The sequence below is a fragment of the Ruegeria sp. CG1 genome (assembly GCF_056537265.1).
Genome location: NZ_JBQFRF010000005.1, coordinates 122043 through 145615, shown reverse-complemented (window position 1 = coordinate 145615; position 23573 = coordinate 122043). Strand labels below are relative to the sequence as shown.

The 23573-nt window shown below is 57.8% G+C and carries 19 protein-coding genes; 13 read left to right on the top strand and 6 right to left on the bottom strand.

What is annotated here, in order from left to right; genetic code table 11:
• Nucleotides 1–60 precede the first annotated feature (60 nt).
• Both ACR0AU_RS15540 and ACR0AU_RS15535 read left to right on the top strand, forming a co-directional pair.
• Nucleotides 61–840 (top strand): gamma-glutamyl-gamma-aminobutyrate hydrolase family protein, encoded by a 780-nt coding sequence (locus tag ACR0AU_RS15540; RefSeq protein WP_170397133.1) that lies wholly within the window; start codon nt 61–63, stop codon nt 838–840.
• A 403-nt stretch (nt 841–1243) separates the two neighbouring features.
• On the top strand, nt 1244–2584 hold the full coding sequence (locus ACR0AU_RS15535; RefSeq protein WP_480795918.1) for an autotransporter outer membrane beta-barrel domain-containing protein: 1341 nt from the start codon (nt 1244–1246) through the stop codon (nt 2582–2584).
• A 51-nt stretch (nt 2585–2635) separates the two neighbouring features.
• On the opposite strand, the gene ACR0AU_RS15530 is transcribed toward ACR0AU_RS15535, so the two are convergent.
• Nucleotides 2636–4876 (bottom strand): xanthine dehydrogenase family protein molybdopterin-binding subunit, encoded by a 2241-nt coding sequence (locus ACR0AU_RS15530; protein WP_480795917.1) that lies wholly within the window; start codon nt 4874–4876, stop codon nt 2636–2638.
• A gap of 3 nt (nt 4877–4879) precedes the next feature.
• Nucleotides 4880–5344, bottom strand: coding sequence for a (2Fe-2S)-binding protein (locus tag ACR0AU_RS15525; protein ID WP_170397127.1), 465 nt, complete (start codon nt 5342–5344; stop codon nt 4880–4882).
• Between the two features lie 99 nt (nt 5345–5443).
• Between ACR0AU_RS15525 and ACR0AU_RS15520 the strand changes: the two genes are divergently transcribed.
• Nucleotides 5444–6022, top strand: coding sequence for a TetR/AcrR family transcriptional regulator (locus ACR0AU_RS15520; protein ID WP_170424159.1), 579 nt, complete (start codon nt 5444–5446; stop codon nt 6020–6022).
• Here ACR0AU_RS15520 and kynU read toward each other — a convergent pair.
• Complete coding sequence (gene kynU, locus ACR0AU_RS15515) at nt 6015–7208, bottom strand: kynureninase (protein ID WP_480795993.1); 1194 nt, start codon at nt 7206–7208, stop codon at nt 6015–6017. The two genes, ACR0AU_RS15520 and kynU, sit on opposite strands and share 8 nt — an antisense overlap.
• A gap of 196 nt (nt 7209–7404) precedes the next feature.
• On the opposite strand from kynU, the gene ACR0AU_RS15510 reads away from it, so the two are divergent.
• The 6 genes from ACR0AU_RS15510 (at nt 7405) to ACR0AU_RS15485 (ending at nt 14133) form a co-directional block, all read left to right on the top strand.
• The gene (locus ACR0AU_RS15510; RefSeq protein ID WP_170647651.1) at nt 7405–7854 is read left to right on the top strand and encodes a methyltransferase family protein; all 450 of its coding nucleotides are present in this window, start codon (nt 7405–7407) and stop codon (nt 7852–7854) included.
• Nucleotides 7855–7986: 132 nt separating this feature from the next.
• The gene (locus ACR0AU_RS15505; RefSeq protein ID WP_480795916.1) at nt 7987–9558 is read left to right on the top strand and encodes a Re/Si-specific NAD(P)(+) transhydrogenase subunit alpha; all 1572 of its coding nucleotides are present in this window, start codon (nt 7987–7989) and stop codon (nt 9556–9558) included.
• Nucleotides 9559–9571: 13 nt separating this feature from the next.
• Nucleotides 9572–11026, top strand: a complete 1455-nt coding sequence (locus ACR0AU_RS15500) for an NAD(P)(+) transhydrogenase (Re/Si-specific) subunit beta (protein WP_170597039.1) — start codon at nt 9572–9574, stop codon at nt 11024–11026.
• Nucleotides 11027–11185: 159 nt separating this feature from the next.
• Nucleotides 11186–11542: a VOC family protein gene (locus tag ACR0AU_RS15495; RefSeq protein WP_170404099.1), complete on the top strand. Its 357-nt coding sequence runs from the start codon at nt 11186–11188 to the stop codon at nt 11540–11542.
• Between the two features lie 107 nt (nt 11543–11649).
• Nucleotides 11650–12927 (top strand): DUF3422 family protein, encoded by a 1278-nt coding sequence (locus ACR0AU_RS15490; protein WP_480592233.1) that lies wholly within the window; start codon nt 11650–11652, stop codon nt 12925–12927.
• Nucleotides 12928–12996: 69 nt separating this feature from the next.
• Entirely contained in the window at nt 12997–14133 is a 1137-nt protein-coding gene (locus ACR0AU_RS15485) for an MFS transporter (protein WP_170397111.1), read from the top strand.
• A gap of 6 nt (nt 14134–14139) precedes the next feature.
• Here the strand turns inward: ACR0AU_RS15485 and ACR0AU_RS15480 are convergent, their stop codons facing one another.
• From ACR0AU_RS15480 to ACR0AU_RS15470, 3 genes are all read right to left on the bottom strand, one after another.
• Nucleotides 14140–15120 (bottom strand): ABC transporter permease, encoded by a 981-nt coding sequence (locus ACR0AU_RS15480; RefSeq protein ID WP_170397109.1) that lies wholly within the window; start codon nt 15118–15120, stop codon nt 14140–14142.
• Nucleotides 15113–16120 carry an ABC transporter permease gene (locus tag ACR0AU_RS15475; RefSeq protein ID WP_170397107.1) on the bottom strand — a complete coding sequence of 336 codons (1008 nt, stop codon included), beginning with the start codon at nt 16118–16120 and terminating at the stop codon, nt 15113–15115. Before ACR0AU_RS15475 ends, ACR0AU_RS15480 begins: the two co-directional genes overlap by 8 nt.
• Before the next feature lie 94 nt (nt 16121–16214).
• The gene (locus ACR0AU_RS15470) at nt 16215–17921 is read right to left on the bottom strand and encodes a peptide ABC transporter substrate-binding protein (protein ID WP_170397105.1); all 1707 of its coding nucleotides are present in this window, start codon (nt 17919–17921) and stop codon (nt 16215–16217) included.
• A gap of 285 nt (nt 17922–18206) precedes the next feature.
• Between ACR0AU_RS15470 and ACR0AU_RS15465 the strand changes: the two genes are divergently transcribed.
• Genes ACR0AU_RS15465 through ACR0AU_RS15450 form a run of 4 tightly spaced genes read left to right on the top strand, consistent with a single transcriptional unit; the run spans nt 18207 to nt 23566 of the window.
• Entirely contained in the window at nt 18207–20027 is a 1821-nt protein-coding gene (locus ACR0AU_RS15465; RefSeq protein ID WP_480795915.1) for an ABC transporter ATP-binding protein, read from the top strand.
• Nucleotides 20028–20032: 5 nt separating this feature from the next.
• A complete protein-coding gene (argE, locus tag ACR0AU_RS15460) occupies nt 20033–21199 on the top strand; it encodes an acetylornithine deacetylase (RefSeq protein ID WP_480795914.1) in 1167 nt (388 codons plus the stop codon).
• Between the two features lie 22 nt (nt 21200–21221).
• Nucleotides 21222–22388, top strand: coding sequence for a M20 aminoacylase family protein (locus ACR0AU_RS15455; RefSeq protein ID WP_480795913.1), 1167 nt, complete (start codon nt 21222–21224; stop codon nt 22386–22388).
• A 14-nt stretch (nt 22389–22402) separates the two neighbouring features.
• Nucleotides 22403–23566, top strand: coding sequence for a M20 aminoacylase family protein (locus ACR0AU_RS15450; RefSeq protein WP_170397097.1), 1164 nt, complete (start codon nt 22403–22405; stop codon nt 23564–23566).
• Nucleotides 23567–23573: the final 7 nt, after the last annotated feature.

Here is a 23573-nt window from a genome sequence, read left to right as displayed (position 1 = left end):
TGCGCGCGGCCAAACCTGCCGATAGGTTTTGCAGGAAATGAGCGATACAAGGGACTTGGAATGGCGCGCCCCGTCGTTGGAATAATCGGCAACTCTTATCTGATGAATGATCAGTATCCGACCCATGCGGGCGGAACGATGAATTCCGAGGCGGTCTCGAACGTGTCTGACTGTCTGCCGCTACTGATCCCCGCCGACCCGCGTTATGTAGCGGTTGATGAGTTGCTCGAGGTTTGCGACGGCTTCCTGTTGACCGGCGGCCGTCCGAACGTTCACCCCGAAGAATATGGCGAGCCCGCGACCGAGGCGCATGGTGAGTTTGACCGCGCGCGGGATGCAATCACGCTGCCTTTAATCCGGGCTTGTGCTGAGCGAGGCCAGCCGTTCTTTGGGATTTGTCGCGGGTTTCAAGAAGTAAACGTCGCCTTGGGTGGTACGCTCTACCCTGAGATTCGTGACCTCCCGGGGCGTCAGAACCACCGGATGCCACCCGACGGCACTTTGGAGGAGAAGTTTGCTCTGCGCCATGTCGTGTCGCTAACCGAAGGTGGTGTGTTCCACCGCCTGCTGGGCGCGGCCGAAGTGATGACCAATACGTTACACGGACAAGGGATCAAGACGCTGGGCGAGAATGTGGTGATCGATGGCCACGCGCCTGATGGCACGCCCGAGGCGATCTATGTCGAGGATGCCCCCGGCTTTACCCTTTCGGTCCAATGGCACCCTGAATGGGACGCGGCGAATGACCCGGTCTCGCGGCCATTGTTCAAGGAATTTGGTCGCGCCGTATACGATTGGAAAAACGCGAAAACGGTCGGGGCGATCCGGCAGTCTGCATAGTCACGCTAATCTGTCGATGGATCGTTCTAAGGTTTGCCGGCAACATTCGAATAAAAAGATAATTGGATATCTTCCCTGAACCGCGAATTTGCGCCGAGATACCCTTGGCCATATTCAAATCTGACTGGGTTCGGAGAAGTTCATGCACAGCTTTTCAGGAAAGTACCCTCGCGGTTTAAGAGAATTCGTTCCTGCGGCACTTTTTTTGGCGGTCCTGGGAACTGCTGGGCATGCGCAACAATGCAGCTCGGCCGGAGACCTGCTTTACATCGGGCGAACACCTGACTCTTCATCCTCATTGTGGTTATCGCAGACGGAAAGCGGTGCTTTTCGTCTGGAGGCTGCACAGGGCAACACGACCGTTGATACCTGGAGCCGATCTCGGCCTGGAGTTCATCTAAGCTTGTCTCCCTTCGTATCTAATGGATCAGGGGGCGTTCATCGTCTGTTCAAACGCGGAGGGGCACCAAATGGGCGCGACTGTCTGATCGATACGCAAAACCAAAAAAGAGATTGGACGCTGCCGGGTTGGGGTGGTGGCAATGGTGGCGGCGGGGGAGGAAACGGAGGCGGCTCGGGTGGATCCGGCGGCGGTTCCGGGGGTGGCTTCGGCGGTGGCGGCGGCTCGGGTGGATCAGGTGGCGGATTCGGAGGCGGGGGCGGCTTTGGAGGCGGCGGTTCCGGGGGTGGCTCCGGCGGTGGCGGCGGCTCGGGCGGATCCGGTGGTGGCTCTGGTGGCGGATCCGGTGGTGGCTCTGGTGGCGGTTCCGGAGGGTCGGGCGGTGGAATTGGCAACATAGGCGAGACAGGTCGACCCGTTAATCCGCTCTACGTAAGTGGGCGACCATCGGGCGATGACCAAGCCTGCGTGGCGGATGCGACGGGTAAGCTTGACCCTGCCTTGTGCGATCCGGTTGTCGGCCCTCCGCTGACGGAGGGGCGCGAGTTTGGGCCAGAATCTGTTTGGAATGTATGGACCAATTTCACCTACACAGACATTGAAGACACCCGTGGAAACAGCGAACTGGATGTGAACGACAGCTTTTTCGAAATTGGGATCGACCGTCTTGTCCAAGAAAACCTCGTGCTTGGTTTGCAGCTTGAATACGAAAACACTCAGCTGGACGGCTTTCAGGGGCAGTTTTCTCAGGATACTTCGGGATTCGCGATCGGACCCTATTTCGCCTGGCGGATGTCTGAGAGGTGGGTTCTAAACGGTCTCGCCACGATCGGTCGCTTCTCCACGGATGTGGATGTGCTGGAGCTGAGCGGTGATTTTGATCGCACCCGTTGGCGCGCGAATCTCGAGGCAATCGGACAATATGAGGCTGGAGCTTACTTAATTCGTCCGTCGATCTCGTTTGATTACTATAATTACAGTGCCGAGGATTACGATCTCACCGGGACGTATCTGGGAAATCCAGCCGAGTTTATTGGTGAAATCCAAGAAGCAAAATACAGTGCCCTAACGCCCGAGGTCGAAGTAAGTCGTCCGTTCTTCAATGGCAGCTCTGTCATTTCACCTTATGCATCGCTCAGCGCGACCTATTGGTTTGAACGCGAGAACTTAGGGGGTGGAACAGTTGCAAACACTGACAATGATGTTGTTTGGTCAACCCGTTTGGGTGTGAGAGGACGCACAAGCAAGACGGTGTTTCTGGAGGCTTCAATCGGATATCTCGACATGTTCGAAAGTGATTTTGAAGCGACGGAAGCTGCAATCTTTCTCTCTGTCAACTTCTAAGGCCATCAGAAAGAGCGAGCGCCGACCCAGAGCCGGGTCGGCGCAAATTGATCATACGAGCAAGTCGAACTGCTTGTTCAGCGGCAAGCTGCGCGCGCGTTGGCCGGTTAGGTCGAACAGCGCGTTGCCCAAAGCGGGCATCGACGGCGGTGTTCCCGGTTCACCGACACCACCCAGATGTTTGTTGGTCTCGAGTATCCGGACTTCCGTGATCGGTGTGCTTTGCATCCGTAAAGCATCATAATCCGGGAAATTATACTGTTCGACCTCGCCATCGGCAAAGGTGATTTCTTCTTGAGCGGCGGCAGACAATCCGTAGATCATGCCGCCGATCATCTGCGCCTCGACCGTCGCCGGATCCAAAGCCAAGCCGACATCGCAGGCGATCCAGGCCTTGTTGATGCGGATGGTGCCGTCATCGTCAACCACTTCGATCACCTGTGCGACCGGAGTGCCAAAGCTGTAGGCCATTGCCACGCCACGTCCGACACCATCGGGGGTTTTGCCGGTCCAGCCTGACATCTCTTTCACGGCCTCCAGGCACTCCGCAGCCGGGGCGAACTCGGACCTTGCCAACTCCAGCCGGAACTCCAGCGGGTCGCGCCCGGCGGCATGGGCCATTTCATCTAGGAAGGTTTCGTGGAAGAAGGCATTATGGCTGTTGCCGACCGAGCGCCAGAAGCCCACCGGCACGGCCAGATCGGCGACATGACCGCTCATGCGGTAGTTGGGCACCGCGTAGGGCTGGTTAAAAAATCCCTCAACCAGAACCTTGTCGGGGCCACCGCCTGAGAAACCCGTAACACGTTCAACCGCCTGATGGGTCGGCGATTGCGAGGCGACCTTGCCGTCGATCAGAACGGCCTTGCCATCCTTCACTGCCCCTCGCATGCGCGCCATCGCGCCGGGGCGGTAGAAATCGTGACGCATATCCTCTTCGCGGCTCCACGTCGTTTGCACAGGGGTGCCTGGAATGGCCATGGCGACCTTTGTGGCGATCTCGCCGAAATCCAACTCACCCCGGCGGCCGAAACCACCGCCCAGATAGGTGGTGTGAATCTCAACCGCTTCGGTATCTAGACCGGCGGTGTTGGCTGCGCGGATCTGGATCAGGGTCGGGGCCTGATTGCCGCACCACAGGTCCAGCTTGTTACTGGTATAGAGCGCCGTGGCGTTCATCGGTTCCATTGTGGCGTGGGCCAGATAGGGCACGGTATATTCTGCCGTAATCTCGGTGGCACCTTCAGGAAGCGTTTCGACATCGCCTTCATCGCGCATGGTCGAGTTCGGGGCGTCATCAAACGCCTTGGCAATTTGCGCGAATACCGCATCAGTATCGGGCGGATAGGGGGCATCGCCCCAATTCACGTCAATCGCCTCGACCGCCTGCATGGCAAGCCAAGTGTTGTTGGCAATCACCGCGACGCCAGTGCCCAGATCGACGATCTTTTCAACGCCGGGCATGGCTTCTGCAGCACTGGCTTCAAAGCCGTTCATTGCCCCGCCCAGCTTGGGATTCATGCGGACAGAGGCGAATTTCAGGCCCTCGGGGCGCACGTCGATGCCAAAGGTGGCGGTGCCGGTGGATTTGCCCGGAATGTCGACGCGGGGCAGGGATTTGCCGATCAAACGCCATTCGGACGGATCACGCAGGGAAACCTCGGGCGGTTCGATCTGGCCTGCGGCCTCGGCCAGTTCGCTATAGGGAATGCGCGTGCCATCCGGGGCAACCACAGCACCATTTTCGGTCATGAGTTGATCGCGATCGACCCCCAGTTGGTCCGCGGCAGCCTGCTTCAAGGTTTCTCGCGCAGTAGCGCCGGCCATCCGCATCCGTTCGAACCCGTCTTTCATCGAGGTTGAGCCGCCGGTAACCTGCAGGCTTAACGTTTTGCCCAGAACACCCAGTGCCTCACCCAGATTGTGCTGGAAATCCGAGATGTCATAGCCCTTGCCTGGCAGGCTTTCCCCCATAAGAGCATGGTTGTAATAGGCGGCGGCAGCAGGTCCGTGCAGCACACGGATTTCGTCCAGCTCAACATCCAGCTCCTCGGCGATCAGTGCTGCCCAGGTGGTCATAACGCCCTGACCCATTTCAGCGCGGGGGGCGAACAGGGTCACGCCCTGCTGGTCGATCAGAACAAAGGGGCTAAGCGCGGTTTCCCCGTCACGCGGTTTCAGCGGGTTCGCAGCTGGACGCGTGACGTAGTAGGCACCGAAGGCCACTCCACCTACGATGGCGGCAGATCCGATCAGGAATGTGCGGCGAACGATTTTACCGATACGTCCCATGGCTCAAGCCTCCTTCAACTTGGCAGCGGCATCATGGATGGCCGCGCGGATGCGAGGATAGGTGCCACAGCGGCAAAGGTTGCCTTGCATCGCATCGTCGATGTCTTCGTCCGTTGGGGCCGGGTTTTCAGCCAGTAGCGATGCGGCCTGCATGATCTGGCCCGACTGGCAGTAACCACATTGGGCCACTTGGTGGTCAACCCAGGCCTTCTGGATCGTTGCCATGGCGTCAGGCGTGCCAAGCCCCTCGATCGTGGTGACATCACCCCAAACATCCGAGAGCGCTACCTGGCAGGACCGCACGGCCTCACCATCAATATGAACGGTGCAGGCACCGCAGGCAGCCACACCACAGCCGAACTTGGTACCGGTTAGTCCAACCTCATCACGCAGAACCCATAACAAGGGCACATCATCAGGCAGATCAACCTGATGGGTCTTTCCGTTGATCTTAAGGGCCGTCGCCATGGCGCACCTCTCTTAGCTTTGGCTGGTTTCTGACATAATTAATGAAAAGTGTCAGCTTGTCAATTGACAAAATGAACAAGAAGTGTCAGAGGTTCTCGCATGACGAGTGTAAGTGAAGATTCCAAGACAGCGGCCATTCTGAAATCGGCATTTCAGGCCTTTGCGACCTATGGGTTTAAGAAAACTTCGATGGATGACATTGCCAAAGGGGCAGGGATGTCCCGGCCTGCGGTCTATCTGCATTTCAAGAATAAAGAGGCCATCGTTCGCGAACTGACGCAGTTTTATTATGGCGAGAAAGTTACCCTAGTCGCTGAAGCCTTGGCCAGCGAAGGTCCTTTGCCTCAGATCCTCGCTCAGGCGATCGAGGCGCAATCAAACGGGATGGCTGAAATTTTGGCCTCACCTCATGGGCTTGAAATGCTGGACGCGACCAAATCCATGTCGACGGATATCGTTCAGGAGGGCGAGGCCAAATTGACGCAACTTTACGCCGAATGGTTACGGCGCGAGGATGCGGCAGGTCGCGCGCATTTGCCTGTCGGCCCGGATGAGGCCGCAAAGACAATCACCACATCGCTGAAGGGCGTCAAGATGACAGCCTCCAGCGCTGAAGAGTTCGAACAAGGCATTTCGCAATTGGCCACGCTTTTGGGCGCGGCGCTTGAGGTCAGGTGACGCGCTGACGGATTTTGTATTCCGGTTTGTCCCACAGCTTGTTGGTTATGATATCGGCCAGAATTTGGGCGGCCTGTTCTACATCCCCTTCATCGACATATAGCGGTGTGAAGCCAAACCGCATGATATCGGGCGCTCGGAAATCGCCGATCACGCCACGCGCGATCAAAGCCTGCATGGCAGCGTATCCTTCATCAAAATGAAACGATACTTGACTTCCGCGCTGGGCCGGATCGCGGGGGCTTGCGAGTGTCAATCCCCGGCAGGTAGCCTCAACCCGGGTAATGAACAATTCGATCAATTCGATTGACTTGGCGCGCACATCGGCCATTTCAGCCATGTCCCAGATATCCATCGCTGCCGACAGCGCTGCCATCTGAATGACCGGAGGGGTTCCGACCCGCATCCTCTCGATTCCCGCGCCGGGGCGATAGTCGAGATCGAAGGCAAAGGGGGCTTCATGCCCCAACCAGCCCGAAAGCGCCGGGCGCACGCGATCCGACAGACGCGGAGCGACATAGACGAACGCTGGCGCACCGGGACCGCCATTGAGGTACTTATACGTGCAGCCAACAGCGAAATCCGCGTTGCAACCGGACAGATCTACCGGGATTGCCCCTGCAGAATGGGCAAGGTCCCAGACGGTCACGACACCGTTCGCATGGGCCAGTTCGGTCAAAGCCTTCATGTCATGCATACGGCCGGAACGATAATCGACCTCGGTCAGCATCAGAACGGCGACCTCTTCGGTGATATGTGCAGCGACGTTTTCGGGATCGACCACGCGCAGTTCGTAATCCGTCCCCAGTGATCGCAATAGTCCATCTGCCATGTAAAGATCCGACGGGAAATTGCCGTTGTCCGACAGGACGACCTTGCGGGTCGGGTTCAGTTCCAGCGCTGAGGCGACCGCCTGATAAACCTTGATCGACAGAGTGTCGCCCACCACGACGCTGCCGGGCTCTGCCCCGATCAGCCGTCCGATCCGATCCCCCAGGCCGGTCGGCATACCCATCCACCCGGCTTTGTTCCAGCCGGTGATCAGCAACTGACCCCATTCGTCCTTCATCATGCTTCCGACACGGTCACCGGCTGATTTCGGCAACGGGCCCAGAGAGTTACCGTCGAGATAAAGAACGCCCTCGGGCAGGTGAAACATGGATTTGGTTTTGGCGAAATCGGTCATGGCGAGGCTTTGTCTTTCTGAAACAGTCAGGTTGTAACTGGCTATCTGATCCCGTTGTGTCTGTCTATTGGTGCGGGTTGTCCAGCGCCCTGGGTCGATGCGACACCCTGCGCTTTTGCCAATGCGGTCAGAAAACGATAGGAGAGCGATCAGAAGCGACATCTGCCACCATGTGTCGCCGCGTGAAGGGACAGCCATGCGCCTGATCGACATACCACCTGTTTGGCTTGTGGGCTTTGCCTTGCTCGCCTGGGTCCAGGCCCGCGTGTTGCCGCTGGGGTTGTCTCTGGATGGGGCGGCGACAGATCTGCTCAGCGGCATACTGATCGGTGGCGGTATCATTCTGGCCGTGATGGCGGTGATCGAGTTCCGCCGGCACAAAACCACGGTCTTTCCGCACGAAACACCCTCGACCATGGTGCAGACTGGGATTTACAAGCGCAGCCGCAATCCAATCTATGTGGGTGATGTGTTGATCCTGACCGGGTTGATCCTGCGTTTTGACGCGGTGTTGTCGCTGGTGCTGATCCCGGTTTTTGTCTGGGTGCTGGAACGCCGCTTTATCATACCCGAGGAAGACCGTCTGCGCCGCACATTCCGCGCCGATTTCGCCCGGTATGAACGCAAGACCAGACGATGGATATAAGGGTGTGGTCATCATGACACAGCGTCATAATTGCTGCGCTTGCGAAATAATCTTGCGCAGGATACATGTCTGCTTGTCATTCTATGCTGAACACCCACCTGGCCTGAATCAAAAATTAGGGGGAACCGACTGGTGAAAATTGGGACGCCAAAGGAAACGTACAAGGGCGAGAACCGGGTCGCGATGACTCCGGACTCGGCTGTGCAGTTGCAGAAACTGGGCTATGAGTGCCTGATCGAAAAGGGCGCAGGCGCTGCTGCGGGGTTTTCGGACGCCGCTTATGAAGCCGCAGGCGTTGAGGTCATGAAGACCGCCGCCTCGCTTTGGAAGGCGGCGGATATTATTGCCAAGGTGCGTCAGCCCGATGCCACCGAACTGAAGCGTCTGAACAAGGATAAGACCCTGATTTCCTTCTTTAACCCGGCTGGGAATGAAGATGGGATGGAGGCCGCCAAATCCAAGGGCGCGACCGTGATCGCGATGGAGATGGTCCCGCGTATCTCGCGCGCGCAGAAGATGGACGCGCTGTCTTCGATGGCCAATATCGCCGGGTACCGTGCTGTGATCGAGGCAGGCAACAACTTTGGCCGTTTCTTCACCGGTCAGGTGACGGCGGCCGGTAAGGTGCCGCCTGCCAAGGTGCTGATCGTTGGTGCTGGTGTGGCTGGTCTGGCCGCGATTGGGACCTCAACCTCGCTGGGTGCGATCACCTATGCATTCGACGTGCGCCCCGAAGTGGCCGAGCAGGTCGAATCCATGGGGGCTGAGTTCGTCTATCTGGATTTTGAGGAAGAACAGCAGGACGGTGCATCGACTGGTGGCTACGCATCGGTCCAATCGGAAGAATTCCGCAACGCCCAGCTAGCCAAGTTCCGGGAACTGGCACCCGAGATGGACATCGTCATCACCACGGCGCTGATCCCCAACCGTGAGGCACCTGAGCTTTGGACCAAAGATATGGTCGAGAGCATGAAGCCGGGTTCGGTCATTGTCGACCTTGCAGCGGAAAAGGGCGGTAACTGTAAACTGACGGTGCCGGATGAGAAGATCGTGACCGACAATGGCGTGACCATTATCGGCTATACCGACTTCCCCAGCCGGATGGCGGCGCAGTCATCGTCTCTTTACGCGACCAATATCCGTCACATGATGGCTGACCTGACACCCGAGAAGGACGGCAAGGTCAATCACGACATGGAAGATGACGTGATCCGTGGCGCGACCGTGACCCATGAGGGCGAGATCACCTTCCCGCCACCGCCGCCCAAGGTGCAGGCGATTGCGGCACAGCCTAAGGCCGAGGTCAAGGAACTGACACCGGAAGAGAAAAGGGCGCAGGAAATCGCGGCCTTCAAAGCGCAGACCAAGCAACAGTTCACGTTGCTGGGCGTCGGCGGTGCGTTGATGTTGCTGGTGGGGTTGATCGCTCCGGCCAGCTTCATGCAGCATTTCATCGTTTTTGTGCTGGCGATCTTTGTGGGCTTCCAGGTGATCTGGAATGTCAGCCATAGCTTGCACACACCACTGATGGCGATCACCAACGCGATCTCTTCGATCATTATCGTTGGAGCCTTGATGCAGATCGGATCGGGGTCGTTCCTGGTCATTCTGCTGGCGGCGCTGTCGGTCTTCATGGCCGGAATCAACATCTTCGGCGGCTTCCTCGTAACCCGGCGCATGCTCGCCATGTTCCAGAAATCTTAAGGAGGCCGGGCAAATGGAATTTGGCTTCACTACTGCCGCCTATGTCGTTGCGGCTGTCCTTTTCATCCTGTCTCTGGGTGGATTGTCGAACCAGGAAAGCGCCAAGCGGGCGGTCTGGTATGGCATTGTTGGTATGGCGCTCGCGGTTTTTGCGACGCTGGTTGGTCCGGGTTCAGGCCTGTGGCTGCTGTCGTTGCTGCTGATCGCGGGCGGTGGTCTGATCGGTCAGTACGTGGCGCAACGTGTGCAGATGACCGAGATGCCACAGCTTGTAGCCGCGATGCACTCGCTAGTGGGTCTCGCGGCTGTGTTCGTGGGATTCAATGCCCATTTCGAGATCGGCAATGTGGCGCAAGTCATGGCGATTGCTGACAGTGCGTCTCAGGCAGACCTGTCCGATCTGGGGGCGTTCGCCAAGCTGATCGCGAAGAAGACCGCGGCCGAACTGGCGATCCTGCATGTTGAGCTGTTCCTCGGTATCTTCATCGGTGCGATCACCTTTACTGGATCGGTCGTGGCTTATGGCAAGTTGGCGGGCAAGGTGACCTCGGCGGCGACCAAGCTTCCGGGCGGTCATGCTCTGAACGCGGGTGCGGCTGCTTTGTCGTTCATCTGCCTGATCTGGTACACCAATACGGGCGGTTTCTTCCCGCTGTTCCTGATGACGCTGGCAGCGCTGTTCATCGGCTATCACCTGATCATGGGCATCGGCGGGGCCGACATGCCGGTGGTTGTGTCGATGCTGAACAGCTATTCGGGTTGGGCGGCTGCGGCCATCGGCTTCTCGCTAGGCAACGACCTGCTGATCGTGGTTGGTGCATTGGTGGGCTCGTCTGGTGCGATCCTGTCCTACATCATGTGTAAGGCGATGAACCGTCACTTTGTCAGCGTGATCTTAGGTGGCTTTGGTGGCCCGCAAGGCGAGCAGATGGCTGTTGAGGGCGAGCAGATTGCCATTGAGGCAGATGGCGTAGCTGCAGCGCTGAATGACGCAGATAGTATCGTCATCATCCCCGGCTACGGCATGGCCGTGGCGCAGGCGCAGCAGTCGGTGTCCGAGCTGGTCCGCAAGCTGCGCGCCAAGGGCAAGAACGTGCGCTTTGCGATCCACCCCGTTGCCGGTCGTCTGCCGGGCCACATGAACGTGCTGCTGGCCGAGGCGAAGGTGCCGTATGACATTGTTCTGGAGATGGACGAGATCAACGACGACTTCCCGGATACGGATGTGGCCATCGTGATTGGCTCGAACGATATCGTGAACCCTGCGGCGCAGGAAGACCCGAACAGCCCCATCGCCGGGATGCCGGTGTTGGAATGCTGGAAAGCCAAGCAGGTGTTTGTGTCCAAGCGTGGTCAGGGCACCGGCTATTCGGGCATCGAGAACCCGCTGTTCTTCAAGGAGAACACCCGCATGTTCTATGGCGACGCCAAGGCTTCGCTCGACAAGCTGTTGCCCATGATCGATTGATCAGAAGGGACAATCTGATTGCAAAGGGCGCCTGAGGGCGCCCTTTTCTTTTGTGATGAGATGGGGGCTTGCCTCCAACCCCCTCAAGGTTTTTTAGCCATATGAAGCAAGCGGGCTGTGTTAAACTTGGCGAGTGTTCGGGATAGTCGGAGGCAGACCATGCAGAAGGTAAATGGAATTGGCGGGATATTCTTTCGGGCCCGTGATCCGCAGGCGTTGAGTGCTTGGTATGAGAAGCATTTGGGCGTCAATCACTACGATCCTGTGCCCTGGAAGCAGCGGGAAGGATATACGGTGTTCGCACCCTTTGCGCAGGACACCGAGTATTTCGGCCGCTCCGAGCAGCAATGGATGATCAATTTTCGTGTCGATGACCTGAGCGCGTTGATCGACCAATTAAAGATCGCCGGAATCACCGTCGAGACGAACCCGGAGTGGGACAGCGAGGTCGGGAAATTCGCCCGCATCCACGATCCTGAAGGCAATCCCATCGAGCTATGGGAGCCGAATCAATAAGATAGCGGGATTGTATACCGTTGTATCCTTGTAAGTAATTGAAATAAATAAACAATTGATGTTGTATCGGTCTGCCTTATAGTGCTGGTGATACACCGGAGCCTTACATGACGCCCATAGACAATCATCCGCTTCGCTATACGCTGGCCAATGAACTGCATGCACGCCCATTTCCGGTTGCACCCTTGCCCAGCACGGTTGTGTTTCTGGCGATCAAGAAGCCCAAAGAAGCGGTTACGCGCGATCGTGGCGAGGATATGGCCCACCTGATCAATCTGCTGGATCGCCACGGCGCGCAGCACCCTCAGCCAGAAGCCACTCACTACGCGGGTCAGATCGGGCGTCATTGGCTGAAATGGGAACAACATACCGAGTTTGTGACCTATACCGCGATCACTCCGAACGTCAGTGAACGTGCATTCAATCCGGCAGACTTTGAGGTGTTTCCGCCAGATTGGTTGATGGCGAGCCCGGGGCAGCGCGTGACATCGGCCTTAATTCGCGTCGTCGAGTACGAGGGGGATGAGGCGGCAAAGGCTTCGCTGGCTCAGTGGTTCGAACCGGAAAGCCTTGCGGTGGCGCGGGTGCTGGATGATGCCGCGATCTGCGCTTGTGATTTCCGAATTGATCCTGCGGGGCATATGCGCCTTGCGATGTTTGTCAAGGAAGGCACCGGGCGGCGTCGGACCGGGCGGATCGTTCAGCGGCTGTGCGAGATTGAGACCTACAAGGCAATGTCGATGCTGGGATTTGCGAGGGTCAAGCAACTGATGCCGCGCATCGGCGAACTGGATGGTCAATTGACCCGCCTGATGGGGCAGATGTCCGACGAAACAGCCCACCCGGACGAATTGTTGCCGGATCTTCTGTCTACCTCGATCGAGCTTGAGACACTTTCGGCACGGTGTTCTTTTCGGTTCGGCGCCACGGGTGCCTATGAGGCGATTGTCAATCAGCGCATCGAAGTGTTGCGTGAACAAAGATTCAATGGACGTCAGAGTTTTGCCGATTTCATGATGCGTCGTTATGACCCCGCGATGCGGACGGTGAAATCAACCGAGCGACGTTTGCAGGCCTTGTCCGACAGGGCTATTCGCGCCGGCGACCTGTTGCGTACCCGTGTCGATGTCGAACGCAGCGCTCAAAATCAGGCTCTGCTGGAAAGCATGGACCGGCGTGCTGATCTGGCCCTTCGATTGCAGCACACAGTCGAGGGATTATCTGTGGTGGCGATCAGCTACTATGCGGTGTCTCTGGTCAGCTACTTGCTATACCCACTGACGCAGGCCGGGATTAGCAAAGGGATGCTGACGGCAATTGTGACCGTGCCTGTCATCCTTGCCGTTTGGTTCGGGGTGCGCCAGATCCGGAAGCGAATTGAATAAGCGGTCTATGCCGGGCGACGAATGATCTGTAGAACGGGTGGCGTTTGGCAGATTTTATGAGGATTCCCTGTGATCGGTATTGTTGCGGCGTGGCGGGCTGTGGCCGCCATGTTTATCCTGAACGGTGCGCTGTTCGGCATCTGGGCATCGCGCATACCTGCGGTTCGGGACAGGCTGGATCTGACGCACGAGGCGCTAGGGCTTGGTTTGCTGTTCATGGCAGCAGGGGCCGTTTGTTCGTTTCCGATCACGGGCCGTTTGACGGACAAGTTTGGGGCGGTGGCGATCACGCGGGTGATCGCGGTTCTCTACACCTTTTCCCTGATCCTTTTGGCTCTCGCCGGCGGGTTCTGGTCGCTTGCGGCGTTTCTGTTTGTGTTCGGAGCTTTCCATGGCTCGATGGATGTTGCGATGAACGCCTGGGCGGCAGAGGTCGAACAGGCCTATGACAAACCGGTCATGTCGTCCTTTCACGCGATGTGGAGCCTTGGAGCCGGGTTGGGGGCGCTCAGCGGATACGGTGCCGTACAGATGGGGCTGTCGGTGTTGCAACATTTTCTGCTAGCGGGTGGCGTTGTCGTCGCGCTTGCGCTTGTTTTGTCTTGGGTACGCTGGACTTCGAAACGATCGGCTTCGAAACCTGGATCGGTGTTCGCTTTGCCGTCGGGTGCCCTAATCCTTGTGGGTTTCACAGCGCTGTGCGGCGCTTTGGGCGAGGGGGCTGTTGCGGATTGGAGCGCGATTTTCCTGCGTGACGTTACCGGTGCGGCTGAGAGTATCGCGGCGTTGGGCTATGCGGTCTTCTCGGTCACAATGGTTGCGTTCCGGCTTGCGGGCGGGGTGGTGATCGCGCGTTTCGGGCCTGTTGCAACAGCACGATTTGGCGGCGTTTGCGCCGCGCTGGGCGTGTTTGGCGTGGTATCGGCGGGAGGGGCAGGATTGGCTTTGGCGGGTTTTGCTCTGATGGGAGTGGGCTATGCGGTAATCATGCCTCTGGCCTTTAGCCGCGCGGCCAACGACCCGCATGTCCCGCCCGGACAGGCGATCGCAAGCGTCGCGACTTTGGGATACGGAGGTTTATTGATTGGGCCGCCTCTGATCGGATTTCTGGCCGAGTTGATGACGCTGAGATTTGCCTTTGCAGTTCTTTTACCGCTGGCCGTTCTGATCATCGTATTGGCCGGCGCGCTGAAGCGCGCCGACTAAGTTCGCTTAACGTCCGCGAATACGTGGATCCAGCGCATCGCGCAGGCCGTCACCCAGATAATTTACACTGAGGACGGTTAGTGAGATCGCCAGTCCGGGCCAGAACACGCGCTCGGGGTATTGCTGCAGATAGTCGACGCCATCGAAGAGCAGCCGACCCCATGTCGGGAAGTCCGGCGGAAATCCGAGGCCGAGGAAGGAAAGCGCGCTTTCGGTGATGATCGCAGTTGCAATCCCCAGCGTGGCCGACACCATGATCGGAGACAGAACATTCGGCAGGATGTGCCGCGTGATGATCTGGCCATTGCTGGTGCCGATGGACCGGGCGGCCAGAACGAATTCACGCTCTTTGATCGCCAGCACATCGCCGCGCACGATCCGCGCTGTGGGCATCCATGAGGTGATGCCGATGGCGCAGACGATCAGGATGAAGATTCCACGCTCTAACCCGAAGGCGGCAGATAGCGGCTCGCGGAAGAGCAGCATCATGACCAGCAGCAGCGGTAACAACGGCAAGGCCAAGAACAGATCCGTCAGGCGCATCAGTGGGCCATCCAGCCGTTTGAAAAACCCGGCCAGAACACCGATGAACGAGCCCAGAAACAGCGCCAACAGCATCGCGGTGATGCCGACTGACACCGATGTCTGACCGCCTGACATCATGCGAGCTAGGATGTCGCGGCCCAACTGGTCGGTGCCGAAGGGATGCGCCCAACTGGGGCCCTGATTGCGCGAACGGATGTCGATCTGAGTGGGGTCGATGCTCCATAAGTATGGGCCCAGATAGACGCCTGCGACGATGAAGATGAACAGAATCGCTCCGATCATCGCGCCTTTGTGGGTCTTGAACTGATCCCAGACATCGCGCCATTGGCTCCGCGGTGGGGTTGCCAGTTCTTCCATCACATCGGTGGTTGGCAGCGCTGTCGAGGCGGGCGCAAGCCCTTCGTCCGGGACCAGTGTATCGGTACGATCATGATCAGTCATAACGAATCCTCGGGTCCAGAATGCCATAGAGAACGTCGGCGATCAGATTGAACAGGACGATCAGCACGGCAAATATGAAGGTCAGGGTTTGGACCATCGGCAAGTCATTGGCCTGAATAGCCCCGATCAACAACTGGCCGATGCCGTTCACTTTGAACACCTGCTCGGTAATGATCGCTCCGCCGAAGATGGCCGGAATACCCAGCGCGATAACGGTGACCACAGGGATCATCGAGTTGCGCAGGACGTGGACCATGACGACCGTGTATTCGCTGAGGCCCTTGGCGCGGGCGGTGCGGACATAATCCTGATTAAGGTTGTCCAGCATCGAGGCGCGCATGAATCGGCTGAGCTGTGCGGTGATCTGCAGAGCCAGAACCATGACCGGCATGATCATCTGTTTGAGCTGTACAACAAAGCTGTCCCAGCTATTGACCACATGGGTAGTGTCATAGATCGACGGGAACCACCCAAGCTGGACTGAGAAGATCACGATCACCAATACGCCCGAGAAGAACGGCGGTACCGAGAAGCCGACCATCGACACGAATGTGCCCATCTGGTCGAACCAGGAATACTGCCGGTAAGCCGAATAGATACCGATGGGCAGAGCGATCAGGATGGCGACCACATAAGCGGTGCCAACAACCCACAGGGTCTGCGGGATGCGCTGAACGACGATGTCCATGACGGGTGAGCGGGTCTGCCACGAAATCACGCGCAGGTCACCTTCGGAGAAGGTTGTACCAAAGATCGAGTCGACCAGAACCTGCGGTTCGATCCAGAAGAACTGCACGATCCATTTCCAGAACCGGATATGCATCGGCTGACCGAGGCCCAGTGCCTCGCGCATCTTCTCTTTGACTTCGGGGGGGACGGTAAGTGGAACCTGCGCCATCGGATCGCCGGGTGCGAGTTCGAGGAGCAGGAAGATGACGAGGCTGATGAACAGTAGCGTGGGAACGGCCAGCACCAGTCGTCTGATGGTAAAGTTGAGCATTAAGAGGCGCCTTTATATGCGTCTTCTTGTTGGAGTGGTCTGCAAATGACCGCGCCCCGATATGGGTCGGGGCGCGGTTTTGCAAGATTAACGCTTAGGAACCGGTCTTGCGGTACCAGTCCGCAATGTTCCACAGCTCGCTGTCCCAAACGTTCAGGACAACGCCACCCAGCGTATTGGCGTGTGCCGACAGACGACCACGGTGCACCAGCGGGATCATTCCGCCATTTTCAACCATGATGTCGTTCAGCTGACGCGCGATCTGCGCGCGCTCATCCGCACCTGCGGTTTCGGCCAGTTTGCCATGCAGCTTGTCGAACTCTTCGTTGCAGAAACGGCTGATGTTCTCGCCCTGCCACTGGCTTTCAGGCTTGGGTGCCTTGTCGCACAGGCCGTTGCCCAGATAGGACTGCGGGTCAGTGCCGTTGAAGGTGTTGGCATACATTTCAACGTCGGCATAGAACTTCTGGAAGGTGTCAGGCGAACCCGGATCACCACCAAAGAAGACCGAAGCGTTGATGTTGCGCAGCTCAGTTTCGATACCGATTTGGCTCCACCATTCTTTGATCAGCGCCTGGAAGTCCTGGCGAACTGCGTTGGTAGAGGTCTGGTAGACAATCTTCAGCGGTACACCGTCTTTTTCACGGATGCCATCGCCATCGGAATCAACGATACCCGCGTCATCCAGAAGCTTCTTGGCACCTTCTATATCCTGAGTATCGCAGCTGAATGTGTCGGAATTCACCGCGGCAGGCGCAGGTACCCAGTTGCAGGTAACCTTACCGGCCTGACCGTAGCCGATTTCAACCAGCAGCGGCCGGTCGATGGCCAGCGACATGGCCTTGTAAACAGCAGGGTCCTGCAGGAACGGGTGCGGATGCGTTGCAGTCGAACGCTCGCCCTCCGGCAGATCTGGCGACGGGTTGGTCTGGTTCAGCATGATGCGTTCCACCAGCGGGCCGAAGCCTGCGACCGGAGTACCTTTGCCGCCTTCCTGCATCTGCGCGATCACTTCAGGCGCAAGCTGCAAGTTCCAGGCATAGTCAAATTCGCCGGTTTCCATGACCGCACGACCAGCAGCAGTTGCATCGCCACCGCCTTTGAATGTCACCGTTGCGAACGCAGGCTTTGCCGGGTCACGGTAGTTATCATTGGCCTTGAAAGTGATCACGTCATTTGGCTTGAACTCGGTGACAACAAACGGGCCTGTGCCGATCGGGTTAAAGTTCTGCTCGGTGCATTCGGGCGCTTTGGCTCCCATGCAATCCGCGAACTGTGCTGCCTGGATGATCGGGCTCTCACCACCCACGAACGGGCCGTAAGGGAACGGGGTCGGCGCATCGAATGTGACTTTGACGGTCAGATCATCGACAGCTTCGACATTGGTGACACCTTCAAATTTGGTCACCTGCGCACAACCGCCCTCTGGGTCCATGCAATAGTTTGCAGTGAACACAACATCAGCGGAGGTGAATGGCGTGCCGTCTGACCAGGTGATTCCCGGCGCGATTTTCCAAGTGATCGAGGTCAGGTCTTCGCTGACGCCACCATTTGCAACTGTCGGAATTTCAGATGCCAGGAACGGAACCATTTCGCCATCTTGATTGTACCGGGCGAGCGGCTCAATCACTAGCGAGGCAGATTCCACATCCTTGGTGCCACCCGACAGGAACGGGTTCAGGATCGACGGAGCTTGCCAGTAAATAATGCTGACATTGCCGTCCGATCCACGCTCGGCCATGGCCATCGGGGCCATTGCCGTGCTTGCAATCGCACCAAGCAAAAGGGTTTTGATTTTCATCATACACTCCATGTTGGACACATACGTGTCTCGATTATCTCCGCGATGCCCGCGGATTAGGCGTGGCCGTCAAAGGGGATAAAAGCATGGAATCAAACGGAAACGATTGCCTCGCCCACGTGTATTCCGCCCTCTCCCCCGAACGGTTACGCGGCGTATCGAAACAGAGTTTTGGAAAATTGCAAGCCTTGCCGTGCGAAATTTGACCTATCGGTTTGACTTTTCACATCTGCCCGCCTTAGCGTTTGGCACCCAATCCGAAAAGCCGCCAAGGGGAGAGCGCGCGTGCTGGATCAGCCTATTGCCCAGATTAAAAAACTGCGGGTCGAATTTCAAACTAAGGATGGCCCGGTGGTGGGCGTCGAGGATGTCTCGTTCGAGGTCAACCCGGGTGAAACCGTCTGTATCGTCGGCGAATCGGGATCGGGCAAGTCAGTCTCATCGCTGTCGCTGATGCGATTGGTCGAGTTTGGCGGTGGTGAGATTGCAGGCGGACAATTGCTATTTGATCGTCGCGATGGCGAAGAGATGGACCTATCCGATGCCGATCAGGATCTGATGAAACAGATTCGCGGAAATGAGATTGGAATGATCTTTCAGGAGCCGATGACAGCCCTGAATCCGGTGTTCACCGTCGGTCGGCAACTGACCGAAGGGTTGCGAATCCACAAGGACATGAGCAAGGCGCAGGCCGAGGAACGCGCATTGGAACTGCTGAGGCAGGTGCGCATCCCCGAGCCAGAACGGCGTCTGAAGCAATATCCGCATGAGCTTTCAGGCGGCATGCGTCAGCGCGTGGTGATCGCCATGGCCATGGCGTGCGAGCCACGCCTGCTGATCGCGGATGAACCCACAACGGCACTGGATGTGACCATTCAGGCCGAGATTCTGGCGCTGATGGATCGTCTCAAGCGCGAGACCGGAACAGCGGTGATGTTCATCACCCATGACATGGCGGTGGTCGCGCAGATGGCGGACCGCGTGGTGGTCATGTTCCGCGGCAACAAGGTCGAGGAAGGCACCGTCAAAGAAATCTTCGAGAACCCGCAGCACGATTACACCAAGGCTCTGCTGGCGGCAGTTCCGAAACTGGGCGAGATGCAGGGTAAAGCCGCGCCCGAGCCGATGAAATTGCTGGGCGAGGAAGGCCAGAAGATCGCGCCCATTCCGGGCACTAACGAGGTGTTGCTGACGGTCAAAAACCTGACCACGCGCTTTGCGGTCAAAGGCGGATTGCTGCGTCGGACCATCTCGAACGTGCATGCGGTTGAAGATGTCTCGTTCACGCTGAACCGAGGGCAGACCCTCAGCCTCGTGGGCGAATCCGGGTGCGGCAAGTCATCGGCAGGGCGCTCGATCCTGCGGCTGGTCGAGCCGATGGCGGGTGAGGTCGATCTGGACGGTGTCGACATTATGAAGCTGGATCAGGCCGGTCTGCGCAAGGCGCGGCTGGACATGCAGATGATCTTTCAGGACCCGTTCGCCTCGCTCAATCCGCAGATGCAGCTGGTCGATCAGGTGGCCGAGCCGATGCGCAACTACGGCGTCGCGTCCGGATCCGAATTGCAGGATCGCGTTGCGCAACTGTTCGACAAGGTGCAATTGCCGCGCAGCTTCATGCGCCGCTTCCCGCATGAGATGTCGGGTGGTCAGCGGCAACGGATTGCGATCGCGCGCGCGCTGGCGCTGAACCCCAAGCTGATCATCGCGGATGAGGCTGTATCGGCGTTGGACGTCTCGGTTCAGGCGCAAGTGCTGAACCTGATGATGGAACTGCAATCCGAGCTTGGCCTCAGCTATCTGTTCATCAGCCACGACATGGCGGTGGTCGAGCGGGTCAGCCATCATGTCGGCGTAATGTATCTGGGACGCATCGTCGAACTGGGTCCGCGGGCGCGGGTATTTGAGAACCCGCAGCACCCCTATACGCAGGCGCTGATGAAGGCGGTTCCGATTGCTGATCCGAACAAGCGCAAGTCGGAAAAAGACTTGAACTTCAAACCGATCCCGTCGCCCATTCATCCGATTGGATACGCGCCCGAACCCTCGCAATACAACGAGGTTGAACCGGGCCATTTTGTATTGACCACTGACAGCGGATATTGACCCTCATGGCTGAGCGCCTGTCTCCGCTGGAGATCATGACAAAGCTGATCTCATTCCCGACTGTCAGTCGCGATACGAATTTGCCGCTGGTGGATTGGGTCGAGGATTATCTGCAAAGCCACGGGATCGAACCGCACCGTTGGCCTGATCCGGATCAACCGCATAAGGCGGCTCTGTTCGCGCATGTCGGCCCGTGGGAAGAGGGTGCGATTGTCCTGTCAGGTCACACAGATGTTGTTCCCATAGATGGCCAGCCTTGGGACACCGATCCATTTGTCGTGACCGAGAAGGATGGCAAGTATTTCGGGCGTGGCACCTGCGATATGAAGGGTTTTGACGCGCTGGCGATCTGGGCCTTGGTTGAGGCGCATCACGCCGGCACCAAACGCCCGCTGCAACTGGCGTTGAGCTTTGATGAAGAGGTGGGCTGCACCGGAGCACCGCCGATGATCGCCCGGATGCAGGAGGTTTTGCCCAAAGGCTCAGCCGTGATTGTGGGTGAGCCGTCGATGATGCAGGCGGTCACCGGTCACAAGGGCGGGTTTGGCTTTGACACGCATGTGGTGGGATTCGAAGTCCACAGCTCAATCATGCACACGGGCGTCAATGCGATCATGGAGGCCGCGCCGCTGATCAATTGGGCCAACCAACGCAATACCGAAAACATGGCGGCGCGGCCTTCGGACATTGCGGCAGTGTTCGATCCCCCTTGGACCACCTGTCATGTTGGCATGATCGAAGGCGGGACCGCGCATAACATCACCGCCAAGGATTGCCGGTTCATGATGGATTTCCGCACCGTTCCGGACGATGAAAAAGCGGTCTGGCAGAAAGCTTATTTTGAGAAGGTTCGAGAGGTCGAGACCCAAATGCAAGCGGTACATCCGGAAGCCCGGATCGAACTGTCCGAACATTTCTCGATCCCCGGTCTTGTGCCCGAAAAAGATGGCGAGGCCGAGACACTTGTGCGCACGCTCACCGGTGACAACGCAACACATGTGGTCAGCTACGGCACCGAGGCGGGGCAGTTTCAGGAAGCAGGCTATTCCGCCGTGATCTGCGGCCCGGGAGACATCGCGCAGGCGCATCAGCCGAATGAGTTTATTACGATTTCTCAGTTTAACGCAGGTCAAAAATTTATGGAGCGTCTGGTAGAGAGGCTCTGCGAATAGAATCTCAGTGGAGAGTTCAAACATGCCGGTCAAGAATAGACTCGCCGAAATGCATGGCGAGATCACCAAATGGCGTCGTCACCTGCATATGCATCCCGAGCTGATGTATGATGTTGAGGAAACGGTAGGGTTTGTGGTCGACCGACTGAAGGAGTTCGGTGTGGATGAGATCACGCCCGGCATCGGCAAGACTGGCGTGGTTGCCGTCATCAAGGGACGTCAGGATACGCTAGGCCGTGTTATCGGGCTGCGTGCCGACATGGATGCGCTGCCCATAGAAGAGGCGACGGGACTGGACTATGCTTCGACCGTTTCTGGTAAGATGCATGCCTGTGGTCATGACGGTCATACCTCGATGCTGTTGGGCGCCGCGCAGTATCTGGCCGAGACGAGGAATTTTGACGGTACCGTTGTGTTGATTTTCCAGCCTGCCGAAGAAGGCGGGGCAGGTGGTCTGGCCATGTGTCAGGACGGGCTGATGGAGCGCTGGGGTATTCAAGAAGTCTATGGCATGCACAACATGCCTGGGATGCCGGTTGGTGAGTTTGCCATTCGACCAGGCGCATTGCTGGCTTCTTCGGATGAATTCGAAATTGTTGTAACGGGTAAAGGCGGTCATGCTGCCGCCCCGCATGAGGCGGTAGATACAACGCTGATTGCGTCGCACATTGTTGTAGCTTTGCAATCAGTGGTGTCCCGTACCGTGGACCCTATCAAAAGGGTGGTGCTGACCGTCGGGACATTTGAAACCGATAGTGTGGCCTCGAATGTGATTGCCCATACGGTGCGGTTGCGGGGAACTGTTCGCACACTTGACCCAGAATATCGAAAGGTCGCTGAAGAACGCGTGCGCCGGATCGCCGAGGACACTGCCTCGGCCTTTGGAGCTTCGGCTAAGATGACGTGGACACCGGGCTATCCGGTGACGGTGAATTCGGACGATGAAACCATCTATGCTGCTGAGGCCGCGCAGGCCGTGGCAGGCAAGGTCAATGACAGCACCGATCCAATCATGCCGTCAGAAGATTTTGCTTACATGCTTGAAGAACGGCCCGGAGCCTACATCTTTATCGGAAACGGGGACACGGCCATGTGCCATCACCCGGAATACAACTTCGATGACGACGCCATTCCCGCCGGTTGCAGCTGGTTTGCCGAGCTGGTGGAACGACGATTACCCGTCGCCTGATTTGGGAGGATCAGATGCCAATCAAGAACCGACTTGCCGAAATGCACGAAGAAATCACCGGTTGGCGGCGGGATATTCATCAACATCCTGAGATCCTTTATGACACCCACCGCACCAGCGCCTTGGTGGCTGAAAAGCTGAAAGAGTTCGGTTGCGATGAGGTTGTGACGGGCATTGGCCGCACCGGTGTTGTTGGCGTCATCAAGGGCAAGACCGACACGCAGGGCCGTGTGATCGGCCTGCGTGCCGATATGGACGCGCTGCCGATGCAGGAGCAGACGGGCCTTGATTATGCCTCGAAAACCGATGGCGCCATGCATGCCTGTGGCCATGATGGCCATACGGCGATGGTGTTGGGCGCGGCGAAATACTTGTCTGAGACGCGGAACTTCGACGGCACGGCCATTGTGATTTTCCAACCAGCGGAAGAAGGCGGCAATGGGGCCGAGGCGATGTGCAAAGACGGTCTGATGGATCGGTTCGGCATTCAGGAAGTCTATGCCATGCACAATGTGCCAGGTGTGCCGACGGGGCAGTTCGCGATCCGGTCTGGCCCGCTGCTGGCGGCTGCGGATGAGTTCGACATTCATCTGGAAGGTCGAGGCGGCCACGCGGCGAAACCGCATGAAACAATTGATACTACAGTGATGTTGTCGCAACTGATCGTGGCACTTCAGACCATCGTGTCGCGTAACGCGGACCCTATTTTACAGGCGGTTCTGTCTGTGACTTCGGTCGAGACCTCATCCAAAGCGTTCAATGTGATCCCTCAATCGGCGCAGGTGCGCGGTACTGTACGAACGCATTCGAACGAAATGCGCGACCTGATCGAGACGCGGCTAAGCGAGGTGGCTGAGGGTATTGCTGAAACCTTCGGTGGCACTGTCAAAGTCTCCTACACGCGTGGAGTTCCGGTGACGATCAACGCCGAAGAACAGACGGAATTTGCCGCTGAGGCCGCCATTTCCGTAGGTGGCAGCTGTGATGAAGCGCCGATGGTGATGGGGGGCGAGGATTTCTCGTTCATGCTGGAAGAACGCCCCGGGGCCTTCATCGTGCTGGGCAATGGCGACAGCGCCGGGCTGCACCACCCTGAATACAATTTCAACGATGAGATCATCCCGATGGGATGCTCATGGTTTGCCGAAATGGTCGAGCGCCGGATGCCGGCGGCTTGAATTAGGA

Excerpts from the sequence above, each read along its gene's own strand:
- ACR0AU_RS15540 (WP_170397133.1), top strand. The coding sequence starts at position 61 with ATGGCGCGCCCCGTCGTTGGAATAATCGGCAACTCTTATCTGATGAAT.
- ACR0AU_RS15530 (WP_480795917.1), bottom strand. The coding sequence starts at position 4,876 with ATGGGACGTATCGGTAAAATCGTTCGCCGCACATTCCTGATCGGATCT.
- ACR0AU_RS15525 (WP_170397127.1), bottom strand. The coding sequence starts at position 5,344 with ATGGCGACGGCCCTTAAGATCAACGGAAAGACCCATCAGGTTGATCTG.
- ACR0AU_RS15520 (WP_170424159.1), top strand. The coding sequence starts at position 5,444 with ATGACGAGTGTAAGTGAAGATTCCAAGACAGCGGCCATTCTGAAATCG.
- kynU (WP_480795993.1), bottom strand. The coding sequence starts at position 7,208 with ATGACCGATTTCGCCAAAACCAAATCCATGTTTCACCTGCCCGAGGGC.
- ACR0AU_RS15510 (WP_170647651.1), top strand. The coding sequence starts at position 7,405 with ATGCGCCTGATCGACATACCACCTGTTTGGCTTGTGGGCTTTGCCTTG.
- ACR0AU_RS15500 (WP_170597039.1), top strand. The coding sequence starts at position 9,572 with ATGGAATTTGGCTTCACTACTGCCGCCTATGTCGTTGCGGCTGTCCTT.
- ACR0AU_RS15495 (WP_170404099.1), top strand. The coding sequence starts at position 11,186 with ATGCAGAAGGTAAATGGAATTGGCGGGATATTCTTTCGGGCCCGTGAT.
- ACR0AU_RS15490 (WP_480592233.1), top strand. The coding sequence starts at position 11,650 with ATGACGCCCATAGACAATCATCCGCTTCGCTATACGCTGGCCAATGAA.
- ACR0AU_RS15480 (WP_170397109.1), bottom strand. The coding sequence starts at position 15,120 with ATGACTGATCATGATCGTACCGATACACTGGTCCCGGACGAAGGGCTT.
- ACR0AU_RS15475 (WP_170397107.1), bottom strand. The coding sequence starts at position 16,120 with ATGCTCAACTTTACCATCAGACGACTGGTGCTGGCCGTTCCCACGCTA.
- ACR0AU_RS15470 (WP_170397105.1), bottom strand. The coding sequence starts at position 17,921 with ATGAAAATCAAAACCCTTTTGCTTGGTGCGATTGCAAGCACGGCAATG.
- argE (WP_480795914.1), top strand. The coding sequence starts at position 20,033 with ATGGCTGAGCGCCTGTCTCCGCTGGAGATCATGACAAAGCTGATCTCA.
- ACR0AU_RS15455 (WP_480795913.1), top strand. The coding sequence starts at position 21,222 with ATGCCGGTCAAGAATAGACTCGCCGAAATGCATGGCGAGATCACCAAA.
- ACR0AU_RS15450 (WP_170397097.1), top strand. The coding sequence starts at position 22,403 with ATGCCAATCAAGAACCGACTTGCCGAAATGCACGAAGAAATCACCGGT.